General features: G+C 68.4%; 22 protein-coding genes. 8 read left to right on the forward strand and 14 right to left on the reverse strand.

Annotation, left to right across the window (positions count from 1 at the left end):
* Nucleotides 1-9: 9 nt before the first annotated feature.
* Entirely contained in the window at nt 10-609 is a 600-nt protein-coding gene (locus tag ACQ66H_RS03225) for a lysophospholipid acyltransferase family protein (protein ID WP_430432793.1), read from the reverse strand.
* Entirely contained in the window at nt 603-1,331 is a 729-nt protein-coding gene (locus tag ACQ66H_RS03230; RefSeq protein ID WP_430432794.1) for a CDP-alcohol phosphatidyltransferase family protein, read from the reverse strand. The genes ACQ66H_RS03225 and ACQ66H_RS03230 overlap by 7 nt, the downstream gene beginning before the upstream one ends.
* Before the next feature lie 222 nt (nt 1,332-1,553).
* Here ACQ66H_RS03230 and msrB point away from each other — a divergent pair, with 222 nt between their 5' ends.
* The gene (gene msrB, locus ACQ66H_RS03235; RefSeq protein WP_430432795.1) at nt 1,554-2,027 is read left to right on the forward strand and encodes a peptide-methionine (R)-S-oxide reductase MsrB; all 474 of its coding nucleotides are present in this window, start codon (nt 1,554-1,556) and stop codon (nt 2,025-2,027) included.
* Complete coding sequence (msrA, locus tag ACQ66H_RS03240) at nt 2,024-2,617, forward strand: peptide-methionine (S)-S-oxide reductase MsrA (RefSeq protein WP_430432796.1); 594 nt, start codon at nt 2,024-2,026, stop codon at nt 2,615-2,617. Before msrB ends, msrA begins: the two co-directional genes overlap by 4 nt.
* Before the next feature lie 234 nt (nt 2,618-2,851).
* Here msrA and ACQ66H_RS03245 read toward each other — a convergent pair whose 3' ends face one another.
* From ACQ66H_RS03245 to ACQ66H_RS03260, 4 genes are all read right to left on the reverse strand, one after another.
* Nucleotides 2,852-3,217 carry a YciI family protein gene (locus ACQ66H_RS03245; protein ID WP_430432797.1) on the reverse strand — a complete coding sequence of 122 codons (366 nt, stop codon included), beginning with the start codon at nt 3,215-3,217 and terminating at the stop codon, nt 2,852-2,854.
* A complete protein-coding gene (locus ACQ66H_RS03250; protein ID WP_430432798.1) occupies nt 3,218-3,700 on the reverse strand; it encodes a VOC family protein in 483 nt (160 codons plus the stop codon).
* 108 nt (nt 3,701-3,808) lie between these two features.
* Nucleotides 3,809-6,448, reverse strand: coding sequence for an EAL domain-containing protein (locus ACQ66H_RS03255; RefSeq protein WP_430432799.1), 2,640 nt, complete (start codon nt 6,446-6,448; stop codon nt 3,809-3,811).
* A 62-nt stretch (nt 6,449-6,510) separates the two neighbouring features.
* Nucleotides 6,511-8,967 carry a sensor domain-containing protein gene (locus ACQ66H_RS03260; protein WP_430435586.1) on the reverse strand — a complete coding sequence of 819 codons (2,457 nt, stop codon included), beginning with the start codon at nt 8,965-8,967 and terminating at the stop codon, nt 6,511-6,513.
* Nucleotides 8,968-9,316: 349 nt separating this feature from the next.
* Here ACQ66H_RS03260 and ACQ66H_RS03265 point away from each other — a divergent pair, with 349 nt between their 5' ends.
* Together ACQ66H_RS03265 and ACQ66H_RS03270 are read left to right on the forward strand one after the other, a co-directional pair.
* Nucleotides 9,317-10,165, forward strand: coding sequence for an ATP-grasp domain-containing protein (locus ACQ66H_RS03265; RefSeq protein WP_430432800.1), 849 nt, complete (start codon nt 9,317-9,319; stop codon nt 10,163-10,165).
* 61 nt (nt 10,166-10,226) lie between these two features.
* Nucleotides 10,227-11,486, forward strand: a complete 1,260-nt coding sequence (locus ACQ66H_RS03270; protein WP_430432801.1) for an Hsp70 family protein — start codon at nt 10,227-10,229, stop codon at nt 11,484-11,486.
* Nucleotides 11,487-11,748: 262 nt separating this feature from the next.
* Here ACQ66H_RS03270 and ACQ66H_RS03275 read toward each other — a convergent pair whose 3' ends face one another.
* The 4 genes from ACQ66H_RS03275 to ACQ66H_RS03290 all read right to left on the reverse strand — a co-directional run bounded on the left by ACQ66H_RS03275 (nt 11,749) and on the right by ACQ66H_RS03290 (nt 17,293).
* On the reverse strand, nt 11,749-13,164 hold the full coding sequence (locus ACQ66H_RS03275) for an FAD-dependent oxidoreductase (protein WP_430432802.1): 1,416 nt from the start codon (nt 13,162-13,164) through the stop codon (nt 11,749-11,751).
* Nucleotides 13,165-13,170: 6 nt separating this feature from the next.
* Entirely contained in the window at nt 13,171-13,476 is a 306-nt protein-coding gene (locus tag ACQ66H_RS03280) for a ferredoxin family protein (RefSeq protein ID WP_019915320.1), read from the reverse strand.
* A 3-nt stretch (nt 13,477-13,479) separates the two neighbouring features.
* Nucleotides 13,480-15,612, reverse strand: a complete 2,133-nt coding sequence (locus tag ACQ66H_RS03285; RefSeq protein ID WP_430432803.1) for a molybdopterin-containing oxidoreductase family protein — start codon at nt 15,610-15,612, stop codon at nt 13,480-13,482.
* A 190-nt stretch (nt 15,613-15,802) separates the two neighbouring features.
* Nucleotides 15,803-17,293, reverse strand: coding sequence for a PLP-dependent aminotransferase family protein (locus ACQ66H_RS03290; RefSeq protein ID WP_430432804.1), 1,491 nt, complete (start codon nt 17,291-17,293; stop codon nt 15,803-15,805).
* 182 nt (nt 17,294-17,475) lie between these two features.
* Between ACQ66H_RS03290 and ACQ66H_RS03295 the strand changes: the two genes are divergently transcribed.
* Complete coding sequence (locus ACQ66H_RS03295; RefSeq protein WP_430432805.1) at nt 17,476-18,261, forward strand: SDR family NAD(P)-dependent oxidoreductase; 786 nt, start codon at nt 17,476-17,478, stop codon at nt 18,259-18,261.
* A 12-nt stretch (nt 18,262-18,273) separates the two neighbouring features.
* Here ACQ66H_RS03295 and alkB read toward each other — a convergent pair whose 3' ends face one another.
* Nucleotides 18,274-18,918, reverse strand: a complete 645-nt coding sequence (gene alkB / locus ACQ66H_RS03300) for a DNA oxidative demethylase AlkB (RefSeq protein WP_430432806.1) — start codon at nt 18,916-18,918, stop codon at nt 18,274-18,276.
* Nucleotides 18,918-20,000 carry a bifunctional DNA-binding transcriptional regulator/O6-methylguanine-DNA methyltransferase Ada gene (ada, locus tag ACQ66H_RS03305; protein WP_430432807.1) on the reverse strand — a complete coding sequence of 361 codons (1,083 nt, stop codon included), beginning with the start codon at nt 19,998-20,000 and terminating at the stop codon, nt 18,918-18,920. The genes alkB and ada overlap by 1 nt, the downstream gene beginning before the upstream one ends.
* 327 nt (nt 20,001-20,327) lie before the next feature.
* Here ada and ACQ66H_RS03310 point away from each other — a divergent pair, with 327 nt between their 5' ends.
* Nucleotides 20,328-20,957 carry a DNA-3-methyladenine glycosylase family protein gene (locus ACQ66H_RS03310; protein ID WP_430432808.1) on the forward strand — a complete coding sequence of 210 codons (630 nt, stop codon included), beginning with the start codon at nt 20,328-20,330 and terminating at the stop codon, nt 20,955-20,957.
* 7 nt (nt 20,958-20,964) lie between these two features.
* Here ACQ66H_RS03310 and ACQ66H_RS03315 read toward each other — a convergent pair whose 3' ends face one another.
* The gene (locus ACQ66H_RS03315; RefSeq protein WP_430432809.1) at nt 20,965-21,768 is read right to left on the reverse strand and encodes a ferredoxin--NADP reductase; all 804 of its coding nucleotides are present in this window, start codon (nt 21,766-21,768) and stop codon (nt 20,965-20,967) included.
* Between the two features lie 249 nt (nt 21,769-22,017).
* Here ACQ66H_RS03315 and ACQ66H_RS03320 point away from each other — a divergent pair, with 249 nt between their 5' ends.
* On the forward strand, nt 22,018-22,422 hold the full coding sequence (locus tag ACQ66H_RS03320; protein ID WP_430432810.1) for a putative zinc-binding protein: 405 nt from the start codon (nt 22,018-22,020) through the stop codon (nt 22,420-22,422).
* A 67-nt stretch (nt 22,423-22,489) separates the two neighbouring features.
* Nucleotides 22,490-23,209 (forward strand): hypothetical protein, encoded by a 720-nt coding sequence (locus ACQ66H_RS03325; protein ID WP_430432811.1) that lies wholly within the window; start codon nt 22,490-22,492, stop codon nt 23,207-23,209.
* A 1-nt stretch (nt 23,210) separates the two neighbouring features.
* On the opposite strand, the gene ACQ66H_RS03330 is transcribed toward ACQ66H_RS03325, so the two are convergent.
* Nucleotides 23,211-24,677, reverse strand: coding sequence for a YdgA family protein (locus ACQ66H_RS03330; RefSeq protein ID WP_430432812.1), 1,467 nt, complete (start codon nt 24,675-24,677; stop codon nt 23,211-23,213).
* Between the last annotated feature and the right edge of the window lie 53 nt (nt 24,678-24,730).

Below are 24,730 nucleotides of genomic sequence, written 5' to 3' on the forward strand. Positions count from 1 at the left end.
CGCGGCCGTTCAGGCCAGATCGATCACCGCCCGCCGGGCGCGTTCGAGAAAGTCCGCCTTGTCCTCGCCGGCGATGCGGGCGAGTGGCGCGCCGAAGCGCACGGTGCAGATCAGCGGCACCGGGAAGAAGGTGCCCTTGGGCATGCAGCGGTGCAGATTTTCCAGATACACCGGCACCAGTTCGACCTCGGGGAAACGCTCGGCCAGATGGAACAGCCCCGCCTTGAACGGCCCCGGCAGCGGCTGCAGATTGCGCGTGCCTTCCGGGAAGAGGATCAGCGAATCACCAGCGGCGAGCGCCTCGGTCAGCGGTGCCAGCGGGTCTTTCGTCGCCTCGCTGCGCTGGCGTTCGATGAACACCGCGTTCAGTCCGCGCACCGCGATGCAGCGGCGCACTGCGTCGGTGTTCCAGTAGTCGGCGGCCGCCACCGGCCGCGTGTGCCGGCGCAGGTCGCGCGGCAGCGCCGACCACAGTGCCAGCGTGTCGATGTGGCTGGAGTGGTTGGCGAAGTAGATGCGCTGCGCCCGCGACGGCACACTGCCTTGCCAGCGCGGCGCTGCGCCCACCAGCGCGCGGGTGATTCCGATCAGCAGCGCGGAAATCAGCATGACGGCCCCGTCGTGGTGAGCTGACGCGCGATGCCCTGCGTGCGCGTGACGCAGGTGAGGACGGACCCTGCGGCGATCACCACGCAGGCCGCCTGCAGCGCCCACTGGCTGCCGGCCCAGGCCAGTTCGCCGGCGCCGATAAGGCAGGCGATGGTCATCACGGCCATGCGGTGCTGCTTGGCCATCGGCCCGCGGAAGCTTTGCGCCTGACCGAGCGCGCCGCCGAACACCCGCACATAGGCGGTCAGCGCCGCCGCCAGTGCGCCGAACCAGCCCAGCGCCGGCCAGCCGACGGCGTAACCGAGTGCGACGATGAGCAGCGAGTCGGCGACGCGATCCGGAAATTCGTTGTACAGCGCACCCAGCGCCGACTTCTTGCCGCCCTCGACCGCCACCATGCCGTCCAGCAGATTGCAGATCAGGCGCCCCTGTATCGCCAGCGCGCAGCCGACCAGGCCGGCGGGTGTCGGCCACCACAGCAGCAGCGCCGCCCCGGCCGCGGCGAACAGGATGCTGACGACCGAAATCTGATTCGGCGTCACGTCGGTGCGCGCCAGCGAGGCCGCACTGCGCTGCGCCCAGCCGGCCGAGCGGGCGGCAATCGGACGACGGTTTTCGTCCGTATCGTCTTTCGGACGCCGGTTTCCGTCCGCGTCGTCTTTCGGGCGACGGTTCTCGTCCGCGTCGGCGTTCACTTGAGGCAGTTCGTCCGCATCGTTCATGTTCTTGGGCTCCGCACGGGTGGTGGGATACGGCGCTGGCATTCTGCCCGGAATGCACGCGGCCGTCATGGGTGGGCGTCACCGCGCGCCAATGTAAGCATTCGCCACCGCGCACGGTCTGCTGTGGTATCGAACCAGGACGCGGCGCCGGCGGAACCCCGCTCGGCGCTCCGGCGTCCGACAGTCAGTCCCGCACAGGGACGACACCGTGGAGGACACACGATGAACCGCCGCCAACTGCTCGGCCTGCTTGCGCTGCACGGCCTGGGCTTCGCCGCCCTGCCGCTGCGCGCCGACTCGCCGGCGCCGCTGAAACTGAACGACGCCGAGTGGAAGAAGCGCCTGACGCCAGCGCAGTACGCCGTGCTGCGCGAAGAAGACACCGAGCGCCCGGGCAGCAGCCCGCTCAATGCCGAGAAGCGCCGCGGCACCTACCATTGCGCCGGCTGCGACCTCGCGCTGTTCTCGTCGGACGCCAAGTACGAAAGCGGCACCGGCTGGCCCAGCTTCCACACCGCGCTGCCGGGGGCGCTGGGCACGAAGACCGACTACAAGCTCATCCTGCCGCGCACCGAGTATCACTGTGCGCGCTGCGGCGGCCATCAGGGCCACCTGTTCAACGACGGCCCGGCGCCGACCGGCAAGCGCTACTGCAACAACGGCGTGGCGCTGCGCTTCGCGCTGGCGGCGGCATGATCACCCTGCGCACGCTGGCCGGACTCGTTGCATTGCTGGCGCTGAGCGGCGGCGCAACGGCGCAGACCACCGCCCGCGCCACCTTCGCCGGCGGCTGCTTCTGGTGCGTCGAGGCGGATTTCGACAAGGTTGACGGCGTACTCAAGACCACTTCCGGCTACACCGGCGGAAAGACCGCCCATCCGAGCTACGAGGAGGTGTCATCGCACGCCACCGGTCACGCCGAAGCGGTGCAGATCGAGTACGACCCGGCGAAGGTGAGTTACGACAGGCTGCTCGACGTGTTCTGGCACAGCATCGACCCGACCGCGAAGAACCGTCAGTTCTGCGACATCGGCACGCCCTACCGCACCGCCATCTTCGCCCACGATGCGGCCCAACTCGACGCCGCCCGTCGCTCGCTCGCCGCGCTGGAAAAGAGCAAGCCGTTCAAGGCGCCCATCGTGACCGAGATCCACATGGCGGACACCTTCTACCCGGCCGAGGACTACCACCAGGACTACTACCGCAAGAATCCGGCGCGTTACACCTATTACCGCTGGAGCTGCGGCCGGGACGCGCGATTGCGCGAACTGTGGGGGGCGAAGTAGACGGGGCGGCTCCCGCGGGAGCTGCCCCTGACCCGCTGCCCGGTCAGGAGCCGGGCTTCTGTGGGAGGGGGCTTCTGACCCCGACAGCGGCTTGCATCGAAGCCGGCGGACTGCGGCGGCCGCATCGCGAGCAAGCTCGCTCCCACGAAAGCACCGCTCCGGCAAAGATCCGGGAGGGCTTCTTGTGGGAGCGAGCTTGCTCGCGATTGGGCGACTGCCTGCGCGCAGCGGCTGTCAGCCCGGCGCCTTGCTGTCGTCGAAGCAGGGGCCGAAGCCGCGGACTTCGACCGTGGCCCAGGCGGCGGCGGGGCAGGCGCGAGCGATGTCCAGCGCCTGCTGCCGGTCGTCGGTGGCGAGCATGAAGAAGCCGCCGATCATTTCCTTCGCTTCGGCAAACGGGCCGTCGACCACCTGGGTACGGCCGTCGCGCACCTGTACGCGCGTCAACTCGACGCGCAGCGATTCCGATCCCATCAGCAGGCCGCGTGCAGCGAGGCCTTCGCCGAAAGCCACCATCTGTGCATAGAGGTCGCGGCCTTCGGCTTCGGTACGGGTGGCGCGCTGGCCGACCGGTTCGATGATGAGCAGCATGTGCGGCATTCAGGTCTCCTTGGTGACGCTTTCGGGGCAGGGCGTGGCGCTGGCGGCGAGCAGTTCTTCCGGGCTCACGTCGCGCACATGCGTGGCGATGGCCCAGACGTGGCCGTTCGGGTCGATCACGCGGCCATAGCGGTCGCCCCAGAACATGTCCTCGGGCGCCATCTGCGCGGTCGCCCCCGCGGCGACCGCCTGCGCGAACAGCCCATCGACATCGGGCACCTGCAGATGCAGTACGACCGGTGTGCCGCCGTAACTGTTCGGGTCGCGCATGAACCATTCCGGGTGGGCGTTGACGATCATGACGACGGAGTCACCGATGCGCACCTGCGCATGCAGGATTCTGCCCTCACTGCCGGGCAGGCGCATCAGTTCTGTGGCGCCGAAGGCGCGCACGTAGAAATCGATGGCGGCTGCCGCGTTGTCGCAGACGAGGTGCGGGGTGACGGTGTGCATGCCCGCAGGCACGGGCTGGGGTGAGGTCATGGCCGGATCTCCTTCGAGGGTGAAGTGAACCGGCACGCACCGGTCCTGCCCGGTTGACGAAGCAGCCGGCGCGAAATCGACAGCACGCCCGATGAATGTCTGCCTGCTTCAGCGCGTGCGCTGCAGATCCTCGCGCAACAGACCTTCGAACTCGTCGGCCGGCAACGGCCGCGCGAACAGGTAGCCCTGGAAGAACTGACAGCCGTTGCCGGCCAGCGCATTGCGCTCGTCTTCCGTTTCCACGCCTTCGGCGATCACCTTGACACCCAGCGCCGAGGCCAGCGCGACCACCGCGCGCACGATGGCCAGATTGCCCTCGCTGGCTGGCAGGTTGCGCACGAAGGATCGGTCTATCTTCAGTTCGTTGATCGGCAGGCTCTGCAGATAGGCCAGCGACGAGTAGCCGGTGCCGAAGTCGTCGATCGAGAAGCGGATGCCGCGTGCGCGCAGCCGCTGCATCACGTCGATCGCGCCATCGACGTCGCCGAGCAGAATGGACTCGGTCAGTTCGAGCACCACCTTGCCCGGCGGCGCGCCGGTGCGGGTGATGGCTTCGAGTACCGAATCAGCGAATTCCGACTGGTAGAGCTGGGCGGCACTGATGTTGATCGCCACCGACAGATGGGCGGTTTCGGGCTTGCGCGCCCAGCGCGCGAGCTGTTCCAGCGCATCCTCCATCACCTGCAGGCCGAGCGCGGGCATCAGGCCGGCGCGTTCGGCCACCGGTATGAACTGCACCGGCGGGATGAAGCCCTTGTCCGGGTGGCGCCAGCGTGCGAGCGCCTCGGCCGACACGATGCCGCGACCGTTCTCGACCTGCGCCTGGTAGTGCACGCAGAACTGCCGCGTCGCCAGCCCGGTGCGTATTTCGTCTTCGAGCCGCAGCCGCGCGGTGACCGTTTCCTGCATGACCGGGTCGAAAAAGTGCAGGCGGTTCTTGCCGCGCTGCTTCGACTCGTACATCGACAGGTCGGCGCGACGCAGCATTTCGTCGATCGAATGCGTGCTGCCGCTGAACATCGCGATGCCGATGCTGGCGCTGGTCTGGCGCGTCTGGCCGTCGAGCACATAGGGGCGATTGAGTGCGGCCAGCATCGCCTCGGCCACACGCTCGGCCTGTTGCGCGGCGTCGATCGAGTGCTCCGGGAGGTCGGCCAGCAGCACGACGAATTCGTCGCCACCGAAGCGCGCGACGGTGTCGCTCTCGCGCACGATGTCGCGCAGCCGGGCACCGGCCTTCTGCAGCAGCAGGTCGCCGTTGTGGTGACCGAGCAGGTCGTTCACGTTCTTGAAGTCGTCGAGGTCGATGAACATCAGCGCGCCGTGGCGCGAGGTGCGCGAGGTTGACGCCATCGCCTGACCGAGCCGGTCGGACAGCAGGCGGCGGTTCGGCAGACCGGTCAGCGCGTCGTAGAAGGCGAGCCGGCGTATCTCGTCCTCGGCCGCCTTGCTGAAGGTGATGTCCATGAAGGCGGCGACGTAGTGCGTCACCATGCCGTCGGCGTTGCGCACGGCGCTGATCGACAAGCGCTCCGGGTATACCTCGCCGTTGCGCCGCCGGTTCCAGATTTCGCCTTCCCACACGCCGTCGGCGTGCAGCTTGGACCACATGGCGCGGTAGAAGGCGGTGTCGTGGCGGCCGGATGCGAGCAGGCTGGTGCGCTGACCGATCGCCTCTTCGGCGCTGAATCCGGTGATCGCGGTGAAGGCCTTGTTCACGCGCAGGATGACGCTGTAGGCGTCGGTGATCATCATGCCCTGCTGCGATTCGAAGGCGATGGCGGCGATGCGCTGTTCTTCTTCCAACCGCACGCGATCGGTGATGTCGCGCGTCAGCAGCACCACTGCACGGCGGCCTTCGAAGGGGGCGTCGAGCGCTCTGGCGCGCGCCTCGAACACGCGCGGACCGCCCCGCGTGTCCAGCGTGTATTCGAGCATCTGGGCGCTGTCGGACTGCAGTGTCCGGCGCACGTAGTCCTGGAACATGGCCGCCTTTTCCGGCGGCAGCACATCGGTCATCAGCTTGCCGCTCAGCGACTCCGCGTCGGCGACGAGCAGCTTCTCGTCCGGTGCGCGTATCTTCAGATAACGCCCGTCCTCATCGAGCACCATCAGCACGTCGGGCACTGCCTCGGTGATCGCCCGCATGCGCGCTTCGCTGTCGCGCAGTGCCTTGCCCGTGCGCTGACGTTCATCGAGGTCCAGCAGCAGCATGCCGAGCAGCGCGGTGGCCGGCGCCAGCGTGAGCAGATAGGGCAGGGCCAGCGTATCGAACACGCGTTTGGCGGTGTCGCCCGGCAGCCCGAGGAAGAACAGCAGCGCCACGACATGTACCACGACACCGAGGCCGAGGAAGGGCAGGAAGCCGGGCGTGACCTTGCCGCGGCTGACCAGCGCGCGCATCAGCAGGCCGAGCAGCACCGAAACGGTGATGACGCCGACGCCGACCAGCGCGCCGCTGCCGCCCAGGTGCAGGCGGTAGGCGGCGGCCACGGCGCCGGCGATGGCGCCGACGACCGGACCGCCGAACAGTGCGGCCATGCTGAGCACGGCGGAGCGACCGTCGAAAATGACGCCGGGAGTGAGGGTGATCGGCATCATCATGCCGACCACGCACATGACGCCAAAGATCAGTCCCGAGCCGATCGCCCGGGCGGCGTGGCGCTCACCCCAGAAGCGGGCGTTGAAGCCCTGCAGCAGGCTGAGCGCCAGGATCAGTGCAGTGGCCTTTATAAGGTCTAGTGCCATTCTCTCTATTTGAAATGCGGGCTGCGGGGCCATCCGGCGAGGCGCCGGACGGGTGGTGCATTTCAGCCATTCTCGCGCAACCAGGCTTCGAAGTGTTCGGCCGGCAGCGGGCGCGAGAAGAGGTAGCCCTGCGCGTAGTCGCACTGCGCTGCACGCAGCAGGTCGAGCTGGTGGATGGTTTCGACGCCCTCGGCGATCACTTGCATGCCGAGCTTGTGCGCCATCACGATCATTGCCTCGCACAGCGCGAGTTCGCTGGAGTCGCGCGACAGGCCGCGCACGAAGGACTGATCGATCTTCAGGTAATCGATGTCGAACTTCTTCAGGTAGGACAGCGAGGAATAGCCGGTGCCGAAGTCGTCCAGCGACACCTGGACGCCTGCGTCGCGCATCGCGTAAAGGCATTCCAGCGCCGGTTCGTCAGCCTCGACAAGCATGCCCTCGGTGATTTCGATCGCCACCAGGCTGCCCGGCGCATCGAGGGTGCGCAGCAGTTCGACCACACCGGGATAGTCGCCGTTTCGATTGCGCAGCTGCAGCGGCGAATGGTTGATGCTGATCTGCACGGTGTCGCCGAGGCGCTGCTGCAGATGGCGTGCGAAACCGACCGCGGTGCGCGTGATCCAGTCGCCCAACGGCAGGATGAGACCGGTCTCTTCGGCGATCGGTATGAATTCGGTCGGCGACACGTGGCCGCGCTCCGGGTGCTGCCAGCGTATCAGTGCTTCGGCCTTGCGCACGCGGCCGGTCGCGATCTCGACGATGGGCTGATAGACCAGATGGAACTGGCCGGTGGTCAGCGCGGTGTGCATGTCCGACACCAGGCGCAGCCGGCGTTCGGAACTGGCCTGCATCGACGGCGTGAAATAGCTCATCCGGTTGCGTCCGGCGCGCTTGGCGTCGTACATCGCCTGGTCGGCCTGCTTCAGCAGATCCTCCTGGCTCTGCGCGCTGTCCGGATACAGCGTGATGCCGATCGAAGCCGACACATAGACCAGTTCGTTGAACAGCTGAAAAGGCTGGTGCAGGGCGCTCAGTATCTTGCCCGCGATCTGCTCGACGACGTCCGGGTGCTCCAGCCCGCCCAGCACCACCGCGAATTCGTCGCCGCCGAAACGGGCGACCGCGTCGGTGTCGCGCATGCAGCCGGTGATGCGCTGCGCCGCCTGCTGCAGCAGGCTGTCGCCGGCCGGGTGGCCCAGCGTGTCGTTCACCTCCTTGAAGCGGTCGAGGTCAATGAACAGCACCGCCAGCTGGCGACCGCTGCGCTGGCTCAGTCGCATTTCCTGGCGCAGGTGATGCAGCAGCAGGTGACGGTTGGGCAGATTGGTCAGCGCGTCGTAGTTGGCCTGCTTCCAGATGGTCTGTTCGTTGATCTTCTTGTCGCTGATGTCGCGCACGATGCCGAGCACGGCGGGTTCGTCGCGATAGGTGAAACGCGAGGCGATCAGCTCGATCCACAGCGGCCGGTCGCCGTCGCGGTTCAGCAACTGCACCTCGTAGCGACGTTGCGGTTCCGGCCCGGAACCGATGCGCCGCTCGTAGCGCTCGCTCCACAGTTCGAGGAAGTCGGGGTGCAATACGTCGGCGAAATGCAGGCCGGTGAATTCTTCGACCGTATAGCCCAGCATGCGTGGCAGGGCCGGGTTGACGAATACGAAGCGGTGTTCCTGCGCAACGAAAACGCCGTCGGCCATCGCGTCGAGCAGCGCGCGCTGGGTGGCTTCGGCGCGCTCGAGTTCGGTCTGCACGCGGCGACGTTCGGTGATGTCGGTATGGGTGCCCACCATGCGCAGGGGCCGACCGTCGGCGTCGCTGCTGACCACCTTGCCGCGGTCCAGTATCCACTTGTAGTCGCCGTTGCGGCAGAGCATGCGATGTTCGTTGCGGTAGCCCGGCGTGCGGCCGTCGAGGTGGGCCTGCACGTCGGCCATCACCCGCGGCAGGTCGTCCGGGTGTACCCGTTTCGACCATTCGGACAGCGCGTTGCCGATGTCCTGTTCGTCGTAGCCCAGCATGGTTTTCCAGCGCGGGCTGAAGAACACGGTGCCGTCCTGGATGTTCCAGTCCCATACGCCGTCGCCGGCACCTTCCAGCGCGAACTTCCAGCGCAGCTTGTTGGCCAGCAGATCACGTTCGGTGCGCTTCTGCTGACTGAGGTCGCGCCAGGTGGTGATGAACACCTCGCGGCCGTCGATGGCGATGGTGGTCAGCAGCACCTCGATCACGACCTCGCTGCGATACGGGCTGCAGATGGTCCACTCGAAGCGGTGGCTGCCTTCGCGCCGCGCGATGTCCATCATTTCGCGCGCCTTGTCGTCGGACGCACGGCCGTCCGGCTGGTGCGCCGGCGAGATGTCGGCCGGACGCAGCGCGATCACCTCCTCACGGGCCGGGAAGTTCAGCATGCGCATCGCCGCCGGGTTCCAGTCGGTGAACACGCCCGATTCGACGTCGAGCAGCAGCATCGGGTCCGGTATGCGCTCAAACAGCAGGCGGAATCGCCGGTCGCCCTCCACCTGCCCGTGTGCAGGCCGTTCTGAATACGCGGAGTTCGATGGATGCGGGGTTGAAGTCAAGGTTCTGCTGCTCATCGGGGTTGCCAAAAGGCCCGCCGTGCTCACATCGGCGGCGCTCGTATCAGATATCGGCGCGCCGCCGGTGGACTGTACTTGTGCATTGCAAAAAATGTTTTCTTTCATGAGGATGGGGAGTTTCATGCGCGCCTGACGGATACGGCGCTAGGGCGTCCGGCGCCGGTATCATGGCGCCTCTCTCTCAGCTGCTGCAGGCATACGAACCGGACGTCGTCGTGCCTGCGTCCACCACACGTCTCGCACCCGCCCACTTCAAGGATTCCGTCCCGCCATGAGCGCCCGTCCCGAGATCGCCTTCGTCACCTGCGCCGACATGCCCAAGCCCGACAGCGACGCCGAACTGCTGATGGCCGCTTGCGGCGTGCCGGTCGATCTGGTCGCGTGGGACGCCGACGTCAACTGGTCGGCCTACCGCTGCGTGCTGCTGCGTTCGCCCTGGGACTACCACACGCGCCTGCCCGAATTCCTCGCCTGGGCGCGGCGGGTCGATCGCTGCAGCCGGCTGCTCAATCCGCTGCCGGTGATCGAGTGGAACAGCCACAAGCGCTACCTGTTCGACCTCGCGGCGCGCGGTGTGGACATCGTGCCGACGCGCTTCGTCGAGCGGCGCAGTGCAGAGGTCGCGCAGGTGCTGGCTGAATTCGGCAGCGGCGAGGTGGTGGTGAAGCCGGCGGTGTCGATAGGCGCTTTCGGCGCCTTCCGTGGCGCCGCCGACAGTGCCGCCTGCGCCGATCACCTGCGTGCGCTGGTGGCCGAGGGTGACGTGCTGCTGCAGCCCTTCGTGCCGGGCATCGCCGATGGCGAGGTGTCGCTCATCTTCTTCGGCGGCCGCTATTCGCACGCGGTGCGCAAGGTGCCGCAGGCCGGCGACTACCGTTGCCAGGACATCTGGGGCGGGGTTGCCAGCGCACACGCGCCGGCCGCCGACGAATTCGCGCTGGCCGAGGCGGCTCTGGCGGCCGCGCCCGGCCCCTGCGCCTACGCGCGCGTCAACATGCTGCGGCTGCACGGCCGGCCGGTGCTGATCGAGCTGGAACTGATCGAGCCCTCGCTCTTCTTCGACACCGCGCCGGGCAGCGAACGCGCGCTTGCCGAAATCGTGCGCGCGAACGCATGCTGAACTTGCACGCTGTGCGCCGCCCCCGTACGCTGCGCGGCCTTCCGCACCACCGCACTGCCCGATGAACACCTCCGCCTGCGGCATCGACTTCGGCACTTCGAACTCCACCGCCGCCATCCACGACGGCCCGCTGGCCCGTCTGCTGCCGCTCGAAGATGGCAAGCCCACGCTGCCGTCGGCGGTGTTCTTCAACCTCGACGAGGATTCGATGGCGGTCGGCCGGGCCGCGCTGGCCGAATACCTCGAAGGTTTCGAAGGCCGGCTGATGCGCTCGATGAAAAGCCTGCTCGGCAGCGGCCTGATGGACGCCGGCACCGATGTCGGCGGCCGTCACCTGGCCTTCCGCGATCTGATCGGCGGCTTCATCGGCGAAGTGAAGAAGCGCGCCGAGACCGCGGCGCAGACGCGCTTCGAACAGGTGGTGGTCGGCCGCCCGGTGCGCTTCGTCGACGACGACGCCGAGGCCGACAAGTTGGCCGAGGACACGCTGGCCGACATCGTGCGCGGCGCCGGCTTCCGCGACGTGAGCTTCCAGTTCGAACCGATCGCCGCTGCGCACGCCTTCGAGCAGACGGTCGAGCGCGAATCGCTGGTGCTGGTGGTGGACATCGGTGGTGGCACCTCCGACTTCTCGCTGGTGCGGCTGTCACCCGAGCGCCGACGCCATGTCAACCGCAGCGCCGACCTGCTGGGCAACACCGGCGTGCACATCGGCGGTACCGATTTCGACAAGCGGCTGTCGCTCGCCTGCGTGATGCCCGAACTGGGCATGGGCGGCCTGCTGGCCAGCGGCGCCGTGCTGCCCAACAGCACTTACTTCAACCTCGCCACCTGGCACACCATCCACCTGGCCTACCGCCGCGACGTGCTGCCCGGTCTGCAGGACATGGCGCGCGATGTGGTCGATGGCCGCCGCTTCGAGCGGCTGTTGCGCGTGCTGCGCGAGCGCAGTGGTCACCATCTGGCGATCCGCTCGGAGGCGGCGAAGATTGCGCTGTCGGACACGCCACGGGTCGATCTCGATCTGGGCGTGGCCGAGGCGGGTCTGCACGTACCGGTCAGTCGTACCGCGTTCGAGGACGCCATCGCGGCAGAGATCGCCCGCGTCGGCGACGCCGCGCTCGCCTGCGTCGCGCAGGCAGGTCTCGCGCCGTCGGCGGTTGACACGCTGTTCTTCACCGGTGGTTCCAGCGGCGTGCCGGCGCTGCGCCAGGCCCTGGCCGCCCGCTTCGCGGACGCGCAGCCGGTCGAGGGCGATCTGTACGGCAGCGTCGGCTGCGGTCTCGCCGTGGTGGCACGCCAGCGCTACGGCAGCGCCTGACCTTAGCGTCGGAATCGCGAGCAAGCTCGCTCCCACGAACCCCGGCCCGATCCGCGACCCGCGAGTGCTCTTGTGGGAACAGCCTTGGCCGCGATGCGGCCGCTGCGGTCAGCAGGCTTCGATCCAGGCCGCTGTCGGGGTCAGAAGAGCCCTCCGACAGAAAACCGGCCCTGGCGCCAGCCGTGGATCGGGCGCATTCCTTGTGGGAGCGACCTTTGGTCGCGACGCAGCTCAAGCAGGCCGCGGGCTTCTATTCAGGCCGCTAGTGCGAGCAAGCGGGCTCCCTCGACTGCGGGGCTCCGGCAACCGCGGCGGCACTCAGCATGTCTTCGACGCGGACGAACTTCTCTGCCGGTTTTCCGCCTGCGCGTCCGCGCTCGGCTTCCGCCTGCTCTATCGCGCGCCACCCGGCGAAATCGACCACTTTTCTGCGGTCGGCTGCCAGTTGCGCCAGCAGGCCGGCGCGGCCGGCTTTCGGAGCGTCGAGCTGCGCGAGGTCGGCCAGCAGGCTCGCCACCGTGTCCACGCTGTCGGCGCGGTTGGTGCCGATGACGCCGGTCGGGCCGCGCTTGATCCAGCCGGTCGCGTACCAGCCGCGCAGCACCTTGCCGCTGGTGTTGACGATGCGACCCTCGCGATGTGGCAGCGCGCCGCGCACCAGATCGAAGGGCAGGCCGGGCAGCGGCGTGCCGCGGTAGCCGACGCTGCGCAGCACCAGTCCGGCCGGCAGGCTCAGCCGTTCGCCGGTCGGTGAGGCCGATTGCGCGCCGGCTGTACCCGACAGCGCCTGCGCTTCCAGTTCGATCCGTTCCACCCGCGACTCGCCGCTCAGCGCCACCGGCGCGCGGTGGAAATGCAGGTGCAGCGGGCGCCGCCCGTCGTTGACCGGCGCTTGCGCGAAGCCGCGCAGGATGTCCACGTTGCGCGGGGCGTGAACGAAGCCCGGCATGGCCAGTTCGGCCTGGCTGGCGTCGTTGAGCACGAGTGCCGCCGGATCGATGCGCGGCTGCCAGCCGGGCAGGGTGCCCAGCTCGCGCAACTCCTTCGGCGTGAACTTCGCCTGCACCGGCCCGCGCCGGCCGACCAGGTGGATTTCGCGGATGCGCGACCGCGCCAGCGCGTCGATGGCATGCGTGGCGATGTCGGTGCGTCGCAGCACATCGACCGGGCTGGCCAGGATGCGGCACACGTCGATCGCCACATTGCCCTGGCCGATCACCACTGCGACCTCCTGCTGCAGATCGAATTCGAGCTCGGCGCATTCCGGCCGGCCGTTGTACCAGCCGACGAAATCGCCGGCCGCGTGCACGCCCGGCAAGTGTTCGCCGTCGATGCCGAGCCGGCGGTCCCCGGCGGCGCCGGTGGCGACGATGACCGCGTGGTAGAGCGCGCCCAGCTGCCGTACCGACAGGTCGCGCCCGAGCTCGACATTGCCGAAGAAGCGCAGCCGCGGGTCTTCGGCGATCTGCGAGAACACGGTGGTGACCGACTTCAGTTTCGCGTGGTCGGGCGCGACGCCGAAGCGCACCAGGCCGAAGGGCACCGGCAGGCGTTCGATCAGGTCGATCTCCACCTGCAGGCCGCTTTCCAGCAGGGCTTCGGCGGCGTAGAAGCCGCCGGGCCCGCTGCCGACGATGGCCACGCGCAGGGGCTGGCCTTCAGTTCCGGGTATCGCCATCGCGCATCACAGTCCCAGTTGCTGCCGGCGCGCGTCGGCGCCGTCGAGCGGTGCCAGACGCGCGCGGATGACCGGATAGCGCTGCGCCGCCTCGGCGTTGATGCGTATCCAGTGCTGCTGGTCCTCCGCCAGGTCGAATTCCTCGACGATGGCGTGCACCGGGCAGGCCGGAATGCAGGCGCTGCAGTCTATGCACACCGCCGGGTCGATATAGACGCGCACTTCGTTCACATGGAAGCAGGCCACCGGGCAGCTCGCCACGCAATCGGTGTAGCGGCAGCCGCGGCAGTTGTCGGTCACGACATGGGTCATGGCTCAAACCCTCTGCACGTTGACGCGGTTGTCGGAGTAGGTCCCCGCCTGGCCGAGATTGCAGTGCCGGGTCGAGGTGGTCGAGTTGACCGCGGTGCCGCTGCGGTTCAGCCCCGGCCAGTGGCCGACATTGGTCATCATCAGTCCGGGCGACACGTCCTCGCTCACTTCGGCACGCGCCTCGAAGGCGCCGCGCTCGTTGAACACGCGCACATAGCTGCCCTGTTCGATGCTGCGCGGGCCGGCGTCGATCGGGTGGATGACGATGATCTGTTCGCCCTGGCGGCGCTGCTGCGTCGGCTCGTTCGCGTACTGCGTGTTCAGGAAGGCGTGCGGCTTCGGCGATACCAGGTTGATCGGGAAGGCGCTGGCGCCATCCGGCAGCATGGTTTCGACCGACGGGATGTAGTTCGGCACCGGATCGACCGGCGTACCCGGCTGCATCGCCTCGTAACCCGAGCGCCACACCGGTACGACGAAGTTGCCGCCGGCGGCCAGGCTGGACGCGAATTCGCACTTGCCCGAGGGCGTCTTGAAGTCGCCGGTGGCGTGCGGCGTGCGCTCGTCCGGCAGGCCGACGTCGAGCCGCATCCAGCCCTTTTCCTTCAGTGCTTCCAGCGTGATGCCCTTCATCACCGGCGCGTCCCAGTCGTAGCAGCGACGCAGCATTTCCCAGTCGTCGAGGTCCCAGTGTTCGTCGGTGAAACCCATGGTCTTCGCCAGCCGGCGGAACAGTTCGACGTTCGGCACGCACTCGCCCGGCGGCGCGATGGCCGGCTGGTTCAGGTGCATGTAGAGGTGGCCCCAGGTCACCATGATGTCCAGCTGCTCGGCCTGCATCGTCGCCGGCAGCAGGATGTCGGCGTACTTGGCGGTGTCGGTGATGAACAGCTCGCTGCACACCATGAACAGATCTTCGCGCTGCAGCCCCTCGACGATGGTGCCGGCGCCCGGCGCCTGCGACACCGGGTTGGAGTTGTAGACGAACAGCGACTTGATCGGCGGGTCGAGCGGCATCGCCCCGGTCAGCGCGGCGCCGAGGTCCAGTTCGTTGATCACGCGGGTGCCCGGCGGAATCCAGTCCGGCCGGCACATGAAGTCGAACTTGAACGGGAATTCCCAGATCGGCATTTCGATGGTGCCGCCTCCCGGGTAGCGCCAGGCGCCAGTCAGCGCCGGCAGACAGGTGATGGCGCGCACCGCGTCGCCGCCGCCCGGGCTGCGTTCGACCGCCACGCCCTGGCGTATCGCCGAGCGCTGCGTGCCGGCGTATTCGCGCGCCAGCGTCAGGATGTCGACCACCGGAATGCCGGTGATTTCGGATACCCGCTCGGGCGGGAATTCCGCCGCGCGCGCCTTCAGCTGGTCGAAGCCCAGCGTGTATTTCTCGACGTAGTCGTGGTCGTACAGGTCCTCGCTGATGATCACGTTCATCATGCCCAGCGCCAGCGCGGCATCGGTGCCCGGCCTGATGCGGATGTGCCAGTCGGCCTGCTTGGCGGTGCGGGTGCGCACCGGGTCGATCACCACGATCTTGGCGCCGGCCGCCTTGGCCTTCAGTACGAAGGGCCAGCCGTGCAGATTGGTGTTGAGCATGTTCATGCCCCACACGATGATGTACTTCGACACGGCCAGGCTTTCCACGTCCATGCCGCCGGTCGGCCCCACGGTCATGATCCAGGCGGTCGAGGAACCGGATTCGCAGTAGGTCTTCTCGGCCACGGTCGAACCCAGCCGGTTGAAGAAGGCGTCGCCGGCGGTCAGCCCGTTCAGCGTGCCCTGATGGCCCAGGTAGGCGTGCGGCATGATGGCCTGCGTGCCGTACTGCGCGATGATGTCGGTCCACTTCGACTTGATGGTCGCCAGCGCCTCGTCCCAGCTGATGCGCTCGAACATGCCGGAGCCCTTGGGGCCGACCCGCTTCATCGGGTACAGCAGGCGGTCCGGGTTGTAGTGGTGTTCGGCGAAGTTCTTCAGCTTCACGCACAGCCCGCCGCGCGTCATCGGGTGATCCGGATCGCCGGTCACCTCGACCAGCTTGCCGTCCTCGACGTGGTACAGGAAAGCGCAGGTATCGGGGCAATCCTGCGGACAGGCACCGCGGACGACGAGGGTTTCGCTCGAATGGGTGGACATGGCTTTCTCCCGGTAGAAAAGGTGACAAGGGGCGGATGGGCGGGCCCTCTGCGGAGCCCGGTCCCGATGTCTGCCGGATGAAAGTTAGTCAGTGGCGGGGAGGGGAGACAGGGCCAGTCGGAGAAAAAAGGATGGTGCCAGCGGTGACTGCCGGCCTTGACCGACTGCCTTGCCTCGGGCTCAGCGTCGTTCACCGGGCAAGCGCCTGCGCCAGCCCGTCGATGCCGCGCTCGATCTGCGCCTCTGCCAGATGCCCGTAGCCCAGCATCAGGCAGCGTTCGTGCCCCGGCAGCCCTTCGTGGAACCACACCGGGCTGTCGGACAGCGGATAGACGCCGGTGCCGAAGCCGCGTGCGGCGGCCTGAACCTCGACCGCCGGCGGACAGGATTCGGGCAGGCGCAGCAGAACGTGCTGGCCGGCGTCGGCGCCCTGTATGCGCACTTCCGGCAGCTGCGCACGCAGTGCGCCGACCAGCGCATTGCGTCGCGCTTCGTGGGCGGTGCGCAGGCGACGCAGGTGGGTGTCGTAACTGCCGTCGCGGATGAACTGCGCCATTGTCGCCTGCTCCAGCCAGGGCAGACCGTTGTCCATCAGCGACTTGATCGTCACTGCGGTGCGCACCAGATCGCGCGGCAGCACCATGTAGCCGATGCGCAGGCCGGGGCCCAGCGTGCGGGTGAATGAATTGATGTAGATGACGCAGCCGTTGCGGTCCAGCGACTGCAGCGTTGGCAGCGGCGCGCCTTCGTAGCGGTAGTCGGCGTCGTAGTCGATTTCCAGGATGTAGGCGCCGTTGCGCGCGGCCCATTCGAGCAGCGCGAGGCGCCGGTGCAGCGGCATGGTGCCGCCGGTCGGGAACTGGTGCGACGGCGTGACATAGACCAGCTTCACCCGCCGCTGCGGCAGCTGGCGCACGTCCACGCCGTGCGCATCGACGGCCACCGGAATGACCTGGGCGCCATAGCTTTCGAACAGGAAGGCCGCGCCCCGGTAGGTGGGCGCCTCCATCACGACCGGCGTACGGGTGCCGACAAAGAGGTGCGCGACCAGATCGATGCCCTGCTGGAAGCCGGCCACCAGCAGCAGCTGTTCGGTCGAGGCCACCATGCCGCGCGTGGTGGCGAGGTGATTCACGATGAGCTGGCGCAGTTCGGGCAGACCGGCCGGGTGGCTGTACTCGCTCATGCGCTCGGCCGCGCCGCCCAGGCATTCGACGATGAGCTTGCGCCAGATGCGTTCCGGAAAGCTCCGCGGGTCGGCGCGCCCGAACACGAAGTCAACTGCGAGGCCGGGCTGGGCCGGACGATGCAGGCCGGTCAGGCCGCGGCCGCCGTACGGCAGCGGCAGGTTCAGCGCGCGGTGTTCGGCGCCGCTGCGCAGGTCGTCGATGCTGTCCGGCGAGCGGATCAGGGTGTCCGGCAGCGTCTTCGCGACGAAGGTGCCGACCGCGCGCTCGGTGTACAGATAGCCCTGCGCGATCAGTTCCTCGTAGGCGGCGGTGACCGTGTTGCGCGATACGCCGATCTGTCGCCCGAGGTCGCGCGTCGCCGGCACCGGCGCGCCGGGCGGCAGCAGGTGGTGCTCGATCAGCGCGCGCATCTGGGCGACGATCTGCGCCTGCAGCGTGCTGTCCAGGGTCGGGTCTACGTGGATGGGAAGGTGCACGGAGTGAGCTCGCATGGCGACGTTCCGGCGACCGCTCGGTCGCCCGCTTTCCGCGAGATTAACAGCAGACCGCGCGCCAACCGGCAACGCTCGATCGTGAGGTCTATATCCAAAGAGGCAGGCAGACGCTTTACCACCGCACGAAAGATGCGCGACGCCTCGGACTCGACCGGCGCACGACAAAGAGGGAGACGGACATGAGTGCAGAAAATGGAAGCGGCTGGGCGCTGGTGACCGGCGCGTCGAGCGGACTGGGTGTTGAGTTCGCGCGCCTGCTCGCCGCGCGGGGACGCAATCTGGTGCTGGTGGCACGCAACGTCGAGGCACTGGAGACACTGGCCGCCGAACTGACGGCCGCCCATCGGGTTGCCGTCCGGGTGGCCGCGCTGGATCTGTCGCAGCCGGACGCGCCGATCGAACTGAAGCGACGGACCGACGGACTGGGGTTGCGTATCGACACGCTGATCAACAATGCCGGATTCGGCGTGCACGGCGAATTCGTCGAGGCGGATTCGCGGCGCCTGCAGCAGATGCTGGACGTGAACGTTTCGGCGCTCACCCAGCTCGCCCGCCTCTACGGCGAGGACATGCGCCGCCGCGGCGACGGTCGCATGCTGCTGGTGGCCAGCCTGCTCGGCTTCATGGCGTCGCCGGTCTACGCCGCCTACGCCGCGACCAAGGCCTATGTGCTCAGTCTGGGCGAAGCCCTGCACGACGAACTGGCGCCGCACGGCGTCACCGTCACCGTGCTGGCGCCCGGCCTGACCGACACCGGCTTCACCCGTACCGCCGGGCACGAGGCGTCGGCCACGCTGAAACTGATGCTGATGCAGCCGCGACCGGTGGCCGAAGCCGGCTTGCGCGCGCTCGACGACGGTCGCGCCTGCGTGGTGCCTGGGCTGCTGAACAAGCTGTCGGCATTCTCGGTCCGCTTTACGCCGCGCGGCATGCACCGCCGCATCATGCAGGCGCTGCTCGCCTGAACGCCGGCGGTGTCATGCCGCCGCGCGGAAGGTGAGATTGATGCGGCAGGCGCCGGTCAGCGGATGTTCGGCGTGCGCCAGCGGCAGCACGCCGTGGAAGCGCAGCCGCGACGGACCGCCCCACACGACCACGTCGCCATGTACCAGGCGCAGCTTCAGCGTCGGGTCGCTGCGCCGCAGACCACCGAACAGGAAGACCGCCGGAATGCCGAGCGATACCGACACGATGGGCGCGTTGTAGTCGCGTTCGTTGCGGTCCTGATGCAGCGTCAGCCGCGCGCCCGGTGCGTAACGGTTGATCAGACAGGCGTCGGGCGCGAAGCCGGGGAAGCCCGCGCGTGCCGCGGCCGCGTGCGCGATCTCGCTGAAACAGTCGGGCATCGCCGGCCACAGGCGTTGGCTGTCCGGGTCGCGCGAGGTGTAGCGGTAGCCCTGTTCGTCCGAGTGCCAGCCCAGCGTGCCGCAACTCGTCGTGGCCACCGACATCGTGTGGCCGCCGGGCGTGATCAGGTGGCGGAAGGGCGCTCCGGCGGCGATGGCGTCGATTGCCGCCAGCAGCGCGGGCGCCGCATCGCGGGCGAAGCCGCGCAGCAGGGCGGCACCGGGCGCCAGCGCGTGGAGGCCCGCTTCGCATTCCTGCTCGTCGAACAGATCCATCAGTCGCTGCGCTCGCGCTCGAGCAGCGCGCGCTTGCGCGCCACACCCCAGCGATAGCCCGACAGACTGCCGTCGGTGCGCACGACGCGGTGGCAGGGCACGGCCACCGCCAGCCTATTGGCGGCGCAGGCACTGGCCACCGCGCGCACCGCGTTCGGTGCGCCGACGCGCTGCGCCAGTTCGCTGTAGCTCAGCGTCTGTCCCGGCGGGATCGCGCGCAACGCCGCCCACACGCGCTGCTGGAAGGCGGTGCCGCGGATGTCCAGCGGCAGTGCCAGCCCGATGCGCGGCGCCTCGACAAAGCCGACCACCTGCGCCACCAGACGCGCGAAGTCAGCATCGTCGCCGCTGAGGCGTGCCTGCGGGAAGCGGTCCTGCAGTGCGCGTGCCAGCGCGTCGGCGTCGTCGCCCAGCGCGATCGCGCAGACGCCCTGCGTGCTGGCAGCGACGAGCAGTGCGCCGAGCGCGCATTGCGCGATGGCGAAGCGGATGTCGGTGTCGGCGCCACCGGCGCGGTAGCGACGCGGCGTCATGCCGAGCGGCTGGGCCGCCTTTTCGTAAACCCGGCTGGTCGAACCGTAGCCGGCGTTGACGATGGCCTCGGTCACGCTGTCGCCGTCGGCCAGCCGCTCGCGCAGTCGTTCCGCGCGTCGTGCCACCGCCCAGGCGCGCGGTGTCAGCCCGGTATGTGCCTTGAACACGCGCAGCAGGTGGAAGCGGCTGAGACCGGCCGACGCGGCCAGTGCGTCGAGCGAAGGAAGCGTGTCAGCGTGGTCGATCTGCCGGCACAGTGTGGCCACCATGTCGGCCTGCCGCTCGACCAGGGGCGGCAGGTCCGGCCGGCAGCGTTTGCAGGGTCGGAAGCCGGCCGCCTCGGCGTCGGCGCGGCGGGCGTGAAAGGTCACGTTCTCCGGCCGCGGCGTGCGTGCGCCGCAGGACGGGCGGCAGTAGACGCCGGTGCTGCTGACCGCGTAGACGAACTGTCCGTCGGCACCCGCATCGCGCGCCCTTACCGCCGCCCAGCGCGGGTCGGCCAGCGTGGCTGCGGCGCGTGCTTCACGGCGGCTGGCGGTGTTCGTCATCGTGTTTCCGTCTTTCGGCTCGTCGATACCGGGACATTAATCGCTGCGCACCGACAACGCACTCCGCCGATTGCTTTTGAATCCGGGTGGGTCGCCGCAGTCAGCAAGCTTCGATCCCGGCCGCTGTCGGGGTCAGAAGACCCCTCCCACAGAACCCCGATCGAGGCTCAGGTCGTCGATCGGGCGCACCACCCCTGTGGGAGCGGTCTTCTGACCGCGACGCGGCTTCGGCAGGCCGCTGGCTGTGGCCGAGGCCACCCGAACGGGTCCTTCCGCAGGCAAGTCACGGTCAACATTGCCCGCCTGCAATCGCGATACTGCGTCGCCATGGACATCCCTGACACAACGGACCCCCACCACGCGGCGGCGCGCTTTCTGGCTGCGCTGGACGACGACTGGGCGGCGCTGATCGCCACCGTCGGCCCCTGCCTGCACGCGCCCAAGCCGGCGCGCGAGCCGTGGCAGGCGCTGCTGCGCGCGGTGGCCTACCAGCAGCTCAGCGTGCGCGCTGGCGACACGATGATCGCGCGCTTTCTCGCGCTGTACGGCGACGGTGACTTCCCGTCTCCGCAGCAGGTGTGCGACACGACGGTCGAGGCGTTGCGCGGGTGTGGCTTTTCCGGCCGCAAGGCGGACACGCTGCGCACGATCGCGGCGGCCGCGCTCGACGGCACGGTGCCGACGCTGGCGGACGCGCTCACCCTGAGCGACGAGGCGCTGATCGCGCGCCTGACTGCGCTGCACGGCATCGGCCGGTGGACGGTGGAGATGATGCTCATCTACACGCTGGGCCGCACCGATCTGCTGCCGGCGGACGACCTCGGCGTGCGCGAAGGCTACCGCCGGTTGCGGCGGCTCGACCGCCCGCCGACGCCGCGACAGATGACCGAACTGGCGCTGCCCTGGTCGCCGCACCGCACCGCCGCCAGCTGGTATCTGTGGCGGGTGCCGCGCTGACCGCGCCCTACCAGTACTTCTCGAACAGCATGCTGCCCGGACTGTTGCGCCGGCACGGCGTGAAGCCGCGCTCGGCCAGCACCGCCCGCATCTCGGTCGTGAACTCAGGGTTGCCGCACACCATGACGCGGCTGTCGGCCGGCTCAAGCGTGTGCCCGGCGTGGGCCTGCAGTGCGCCGTCGGTGATCAGTTGCGGAATGCGCCCGGAGAGCGCCGTAGCGTCGGGTTCGCGCGTGACGATGGGGACATAGGTCAGCCTGCCGTGCGACACCGCGGCTGGCGCCTCGATCTCGTCGCGGTAGGCCAGTTCGTCGGCCCGGCGCACGCTGTGCACCAGCACGGCGCGCGTATAGCGGTCGAGCGCGCCAGGTGTGCGCAACAGCGAAACGTAGGGCCCAAGGCCGGTGCCGGTCGCCAGCATCCACAGCGTGTCGCCGGGCGCGAGCTGGCTGTCGAGGAAGAAGCCGAATACCGCCTGCTCCAGCAGCACGGTGTCACCCTCGCGCAGTGCGGCCAGCTGCGAGGTGAAGGCACCGCCGGGAATCAGCACCAGCAGGAATTCCAGTTCGCTGTCGGTGGTCGCCGATACGATGGAGTAAGGACGCCAGACCGCGGCCTCCGGCGTGTCAACCGGCAGCCCGAGGCGGGCGTAGTGGCCCGGCTGGAAGAGGTAGTTGGCCGGCCGCTCGATGCGGATGGACCACAGGACGGGCGTCCAGCGCCGGATCGCGCGGATGCGCTGCGCGGTCGAGCGTGGCACGCGTGGCGCGGGTCTGGCCAGTGCCAGGGCTGCTGCGTCGGTTTCAGCCATGTCCCTCTCCTTCGTTGCGGTGCAGGGCAGACATCCATCGTGACAGCACGGACCGGCGGTGGTTCGCGCAATCCTTGTCGTAGCGCAAAGCGGTGCGACCGGCGGCGCACCAGACTGCGGGAGGTCTGTCCGGCTCCGGCTCCGGCGCCCGCTTCGCCTCGCTGACGCCGCTCAGTCCGGATCACCGGATACGGACAGGCTCCACGGTCGGCCGCGCGAGTCGCCGACGCACCGGTAAGGAGAATCGTCTTGAGCGCCCGTCACCGCCAGTTGCCCCTCGTCTATGCCTGCTCCGGCTGTTCCAGCGCAGCGCAGATGGCCAACCACATCGCCGTGAAGCTGGACCGCAGCGAGCGGGCCGAAATGTCCTGCATCGCTGGCGTCGGTGGCAACGTCGATCACCTGGTGCGCATCGCCCGCTCCGGTCGCCCCATCCTCGCGCTCGACGGCTGTCCGCTGGAATGCGTGCGCAGCAGCCTGGCTCAGCGCGACGTGCAGCCGACCCGCCAGCTGCTGCTGCACGAACACGGCGTGCGCAAACGCCAGCACGGCGAATTCGACGCCGACGAGGCGGAGCGGCTGTTCGAACTGGCCGCCGGCATCGCCGCCGAACTGATGCCGCACCACGTGTCGGCTGAATGCGCGAAAGACTGATCCGGATCAACGCAGCGTCGTCGGCACCTGCTTGACTGAAAGTCCGGACAACAAAAAGGACAGGGCGATGAAACAAGGTGGATTGCGGGCAATACAGCGCGCTGGTGCGGCGACGTTGACAGCGGTGGCGTTGCTGGCAACGGTGCCGGCCGAGGCGGTGACGCGACTCAGCTTTTCGGGCGTGGTGGACAGCCTCAGCGTCGGCTATGCGCTTCCAGGGATCGATGTCGGCGACGAGATCGCGGGGTCGCTGCTGTACGACCCGTCGGTCGCCGACGGTCAGCCGCTGAACTGGATAGGCTATTACCCGGGTGCCATCACCGGCTTCAACGCGACCATCGGCGCGCTGACCTTCACCCAATACACCGCGCAGTCGCCGAACAGCGAAATCGACGTGATCAACGACGACTTCGCCGCCGGGCTGTACCGCGACAACCTCTATTTCCGCGTGGCGGTCGCGGAAGCGGCGACGCCCGACGTGGCGCGCTTCCTGCAGCTGAGCTTTTCGGTGGCCGGGACGACGCGGCCCGGCGTGCTGGTTAATGACACACTTCCGGCCGAGTTCGACCCGCTGGAATTTTCGCTGCGACGCGGTTTCATCACCGTGCTGCCGCCCGGCGCGAGCCAGGGCAACAACTTCGTGCTGAATTCGGTCACCGTGGCGCCGGTGCCCGAACCGCGCATGTCGCTGTTGATGCTGGCCGGGCTGTCACTGCTGTGGCTGGGCGCCCGCCTGCACGAGCGCCGCCGGAGGCCGGCCGCGTCGGCGACGACGCGGCCCGGCTGACTTACTCGGCCAGTGCCGACGGTGCCGGCTGCGCCATCGCGGCCGGGTTGAAGGGCAGGCCGTTCACGGTGAGCTGGCCCTTGCTGAAGGCGATCTTGGCCGACAGCTGGCCGTCGGCGCGGGTGACATAGCCCTGGCCGGTCAGCGGCTGCAGCGTCTGTTCGAACTGGGCGTCGGCCATCGCCGCCAGTTCGTCCGGGTCGGCGTCGTCGCCGACCACGGCCAGCAGGCCGGCCTTGTTACGTTCGACCATCATGCTGCGCACCAGTGCCTCCGGCAGCGATACGGCGCCGCTGGCATCGACCTTGCCGATCAGACCCAGCGGATTGGCCAGTTCGTCGGGCGTGATCGCTGGCAGCGACACCTTCACGTTCATCGAGGCGGGGCCCTGCGGCGTGTTGACCGACAGGCGGTCGATGGCGACGACCGGCGCGTGACCGAGCAACTCGATCGCCGGCCCCATCAGCTGCCCCATCTGCGCCTGCATGGCCTGCGGATTGGTGATCAGCGTCGGATCCGCCGACATCGTCATGAAGCTGCGGTACAGGCGCGAGGCGGTGCGCGCGTGCAGGTGGCGCATCGAGACATCGTAGTGTGCCGGGCCGTAGGCGGTGCCGGCCACGTTGACCTTCTCGGCGCCGATGCGGGCGATCAGGTCGATGAAGTCGCCGTCCCTGGGCACATCGGCTTCATACACCAGCTTGCCCAGCGCGATCTTCGGCAGTGCGCCGCTGCGGTCGTCCACGGTGATCGCGTCGATGGTGAAACGCTGCAGGCCGGAGTACAGCAGCGGATCGTCGTCGAACAGACGCGTCTGCTCGCCGGTCAGGCCGAGACCGCTCAGCACGATGTGCGTGCCCTTGGCGTCGGTCACTTCCAGCTTCGGCGCGTTGCCCCTCATCGTGTAGCGGGCCATGCCCTCTTCGAAGTTGACGCGCGCGGTGATGCCGTCCCAGCTCACGCGCATCGCGTCGTCGTCCTCCGCCGGCACGTCGAACACGAAGGCCGGGCTGGACAGTTCGCTGCGGCCGCCACCGGCGAAGTGGTAGACGGTGCGCAGATTCAGCGGCTTCCGGTCGCCGAACACCTTGCGCACCATTTCGAGTGCCTCGCCTTCGAGCACCAGTTCCGACTGTGCGACGCCGGCGTCGAACTCGGCACCGCCCAGCCACGGCCCGTGGCGGATATCGGTGCGCACGGTCAGCCGTATCGGCTCCATCGTTTCCTCCTCGCCGGCTGCCTGCAGCGCGCGCGCGGTGTCGCCCATCAGTTCGATAGTGACGGTTTCGGTTGACGAGAACAGGCCGCGCTGATAGTCGCGCTTGAGCAGCTTTACGTTCGGAATGCCCTCGACCTGCTTTGCCTGGCTGTCGTGCGAATTCTGTATGCGCTGGCCCAGGTACCAGGCGCCGCCGGTGTAGGCGATAAGCGGAAGGGCGATGACGGCGAGCGCGGCGGCTTTCTTCATGAGGAGTCCCGTGTGGATGCGGATGGAATGTGAGGCGGGCGGCATCGTGACAC

It is taken from the genome of Methyloversatilis sp., from assembly GCF_965284615.1.
Taxonomy (GTDB): domain Bacteria; phylum Pseudomonadota; class Gammaproteobacteria; order Burkholderiales; family Rhodocyclaceae; genus Methyloversatilis.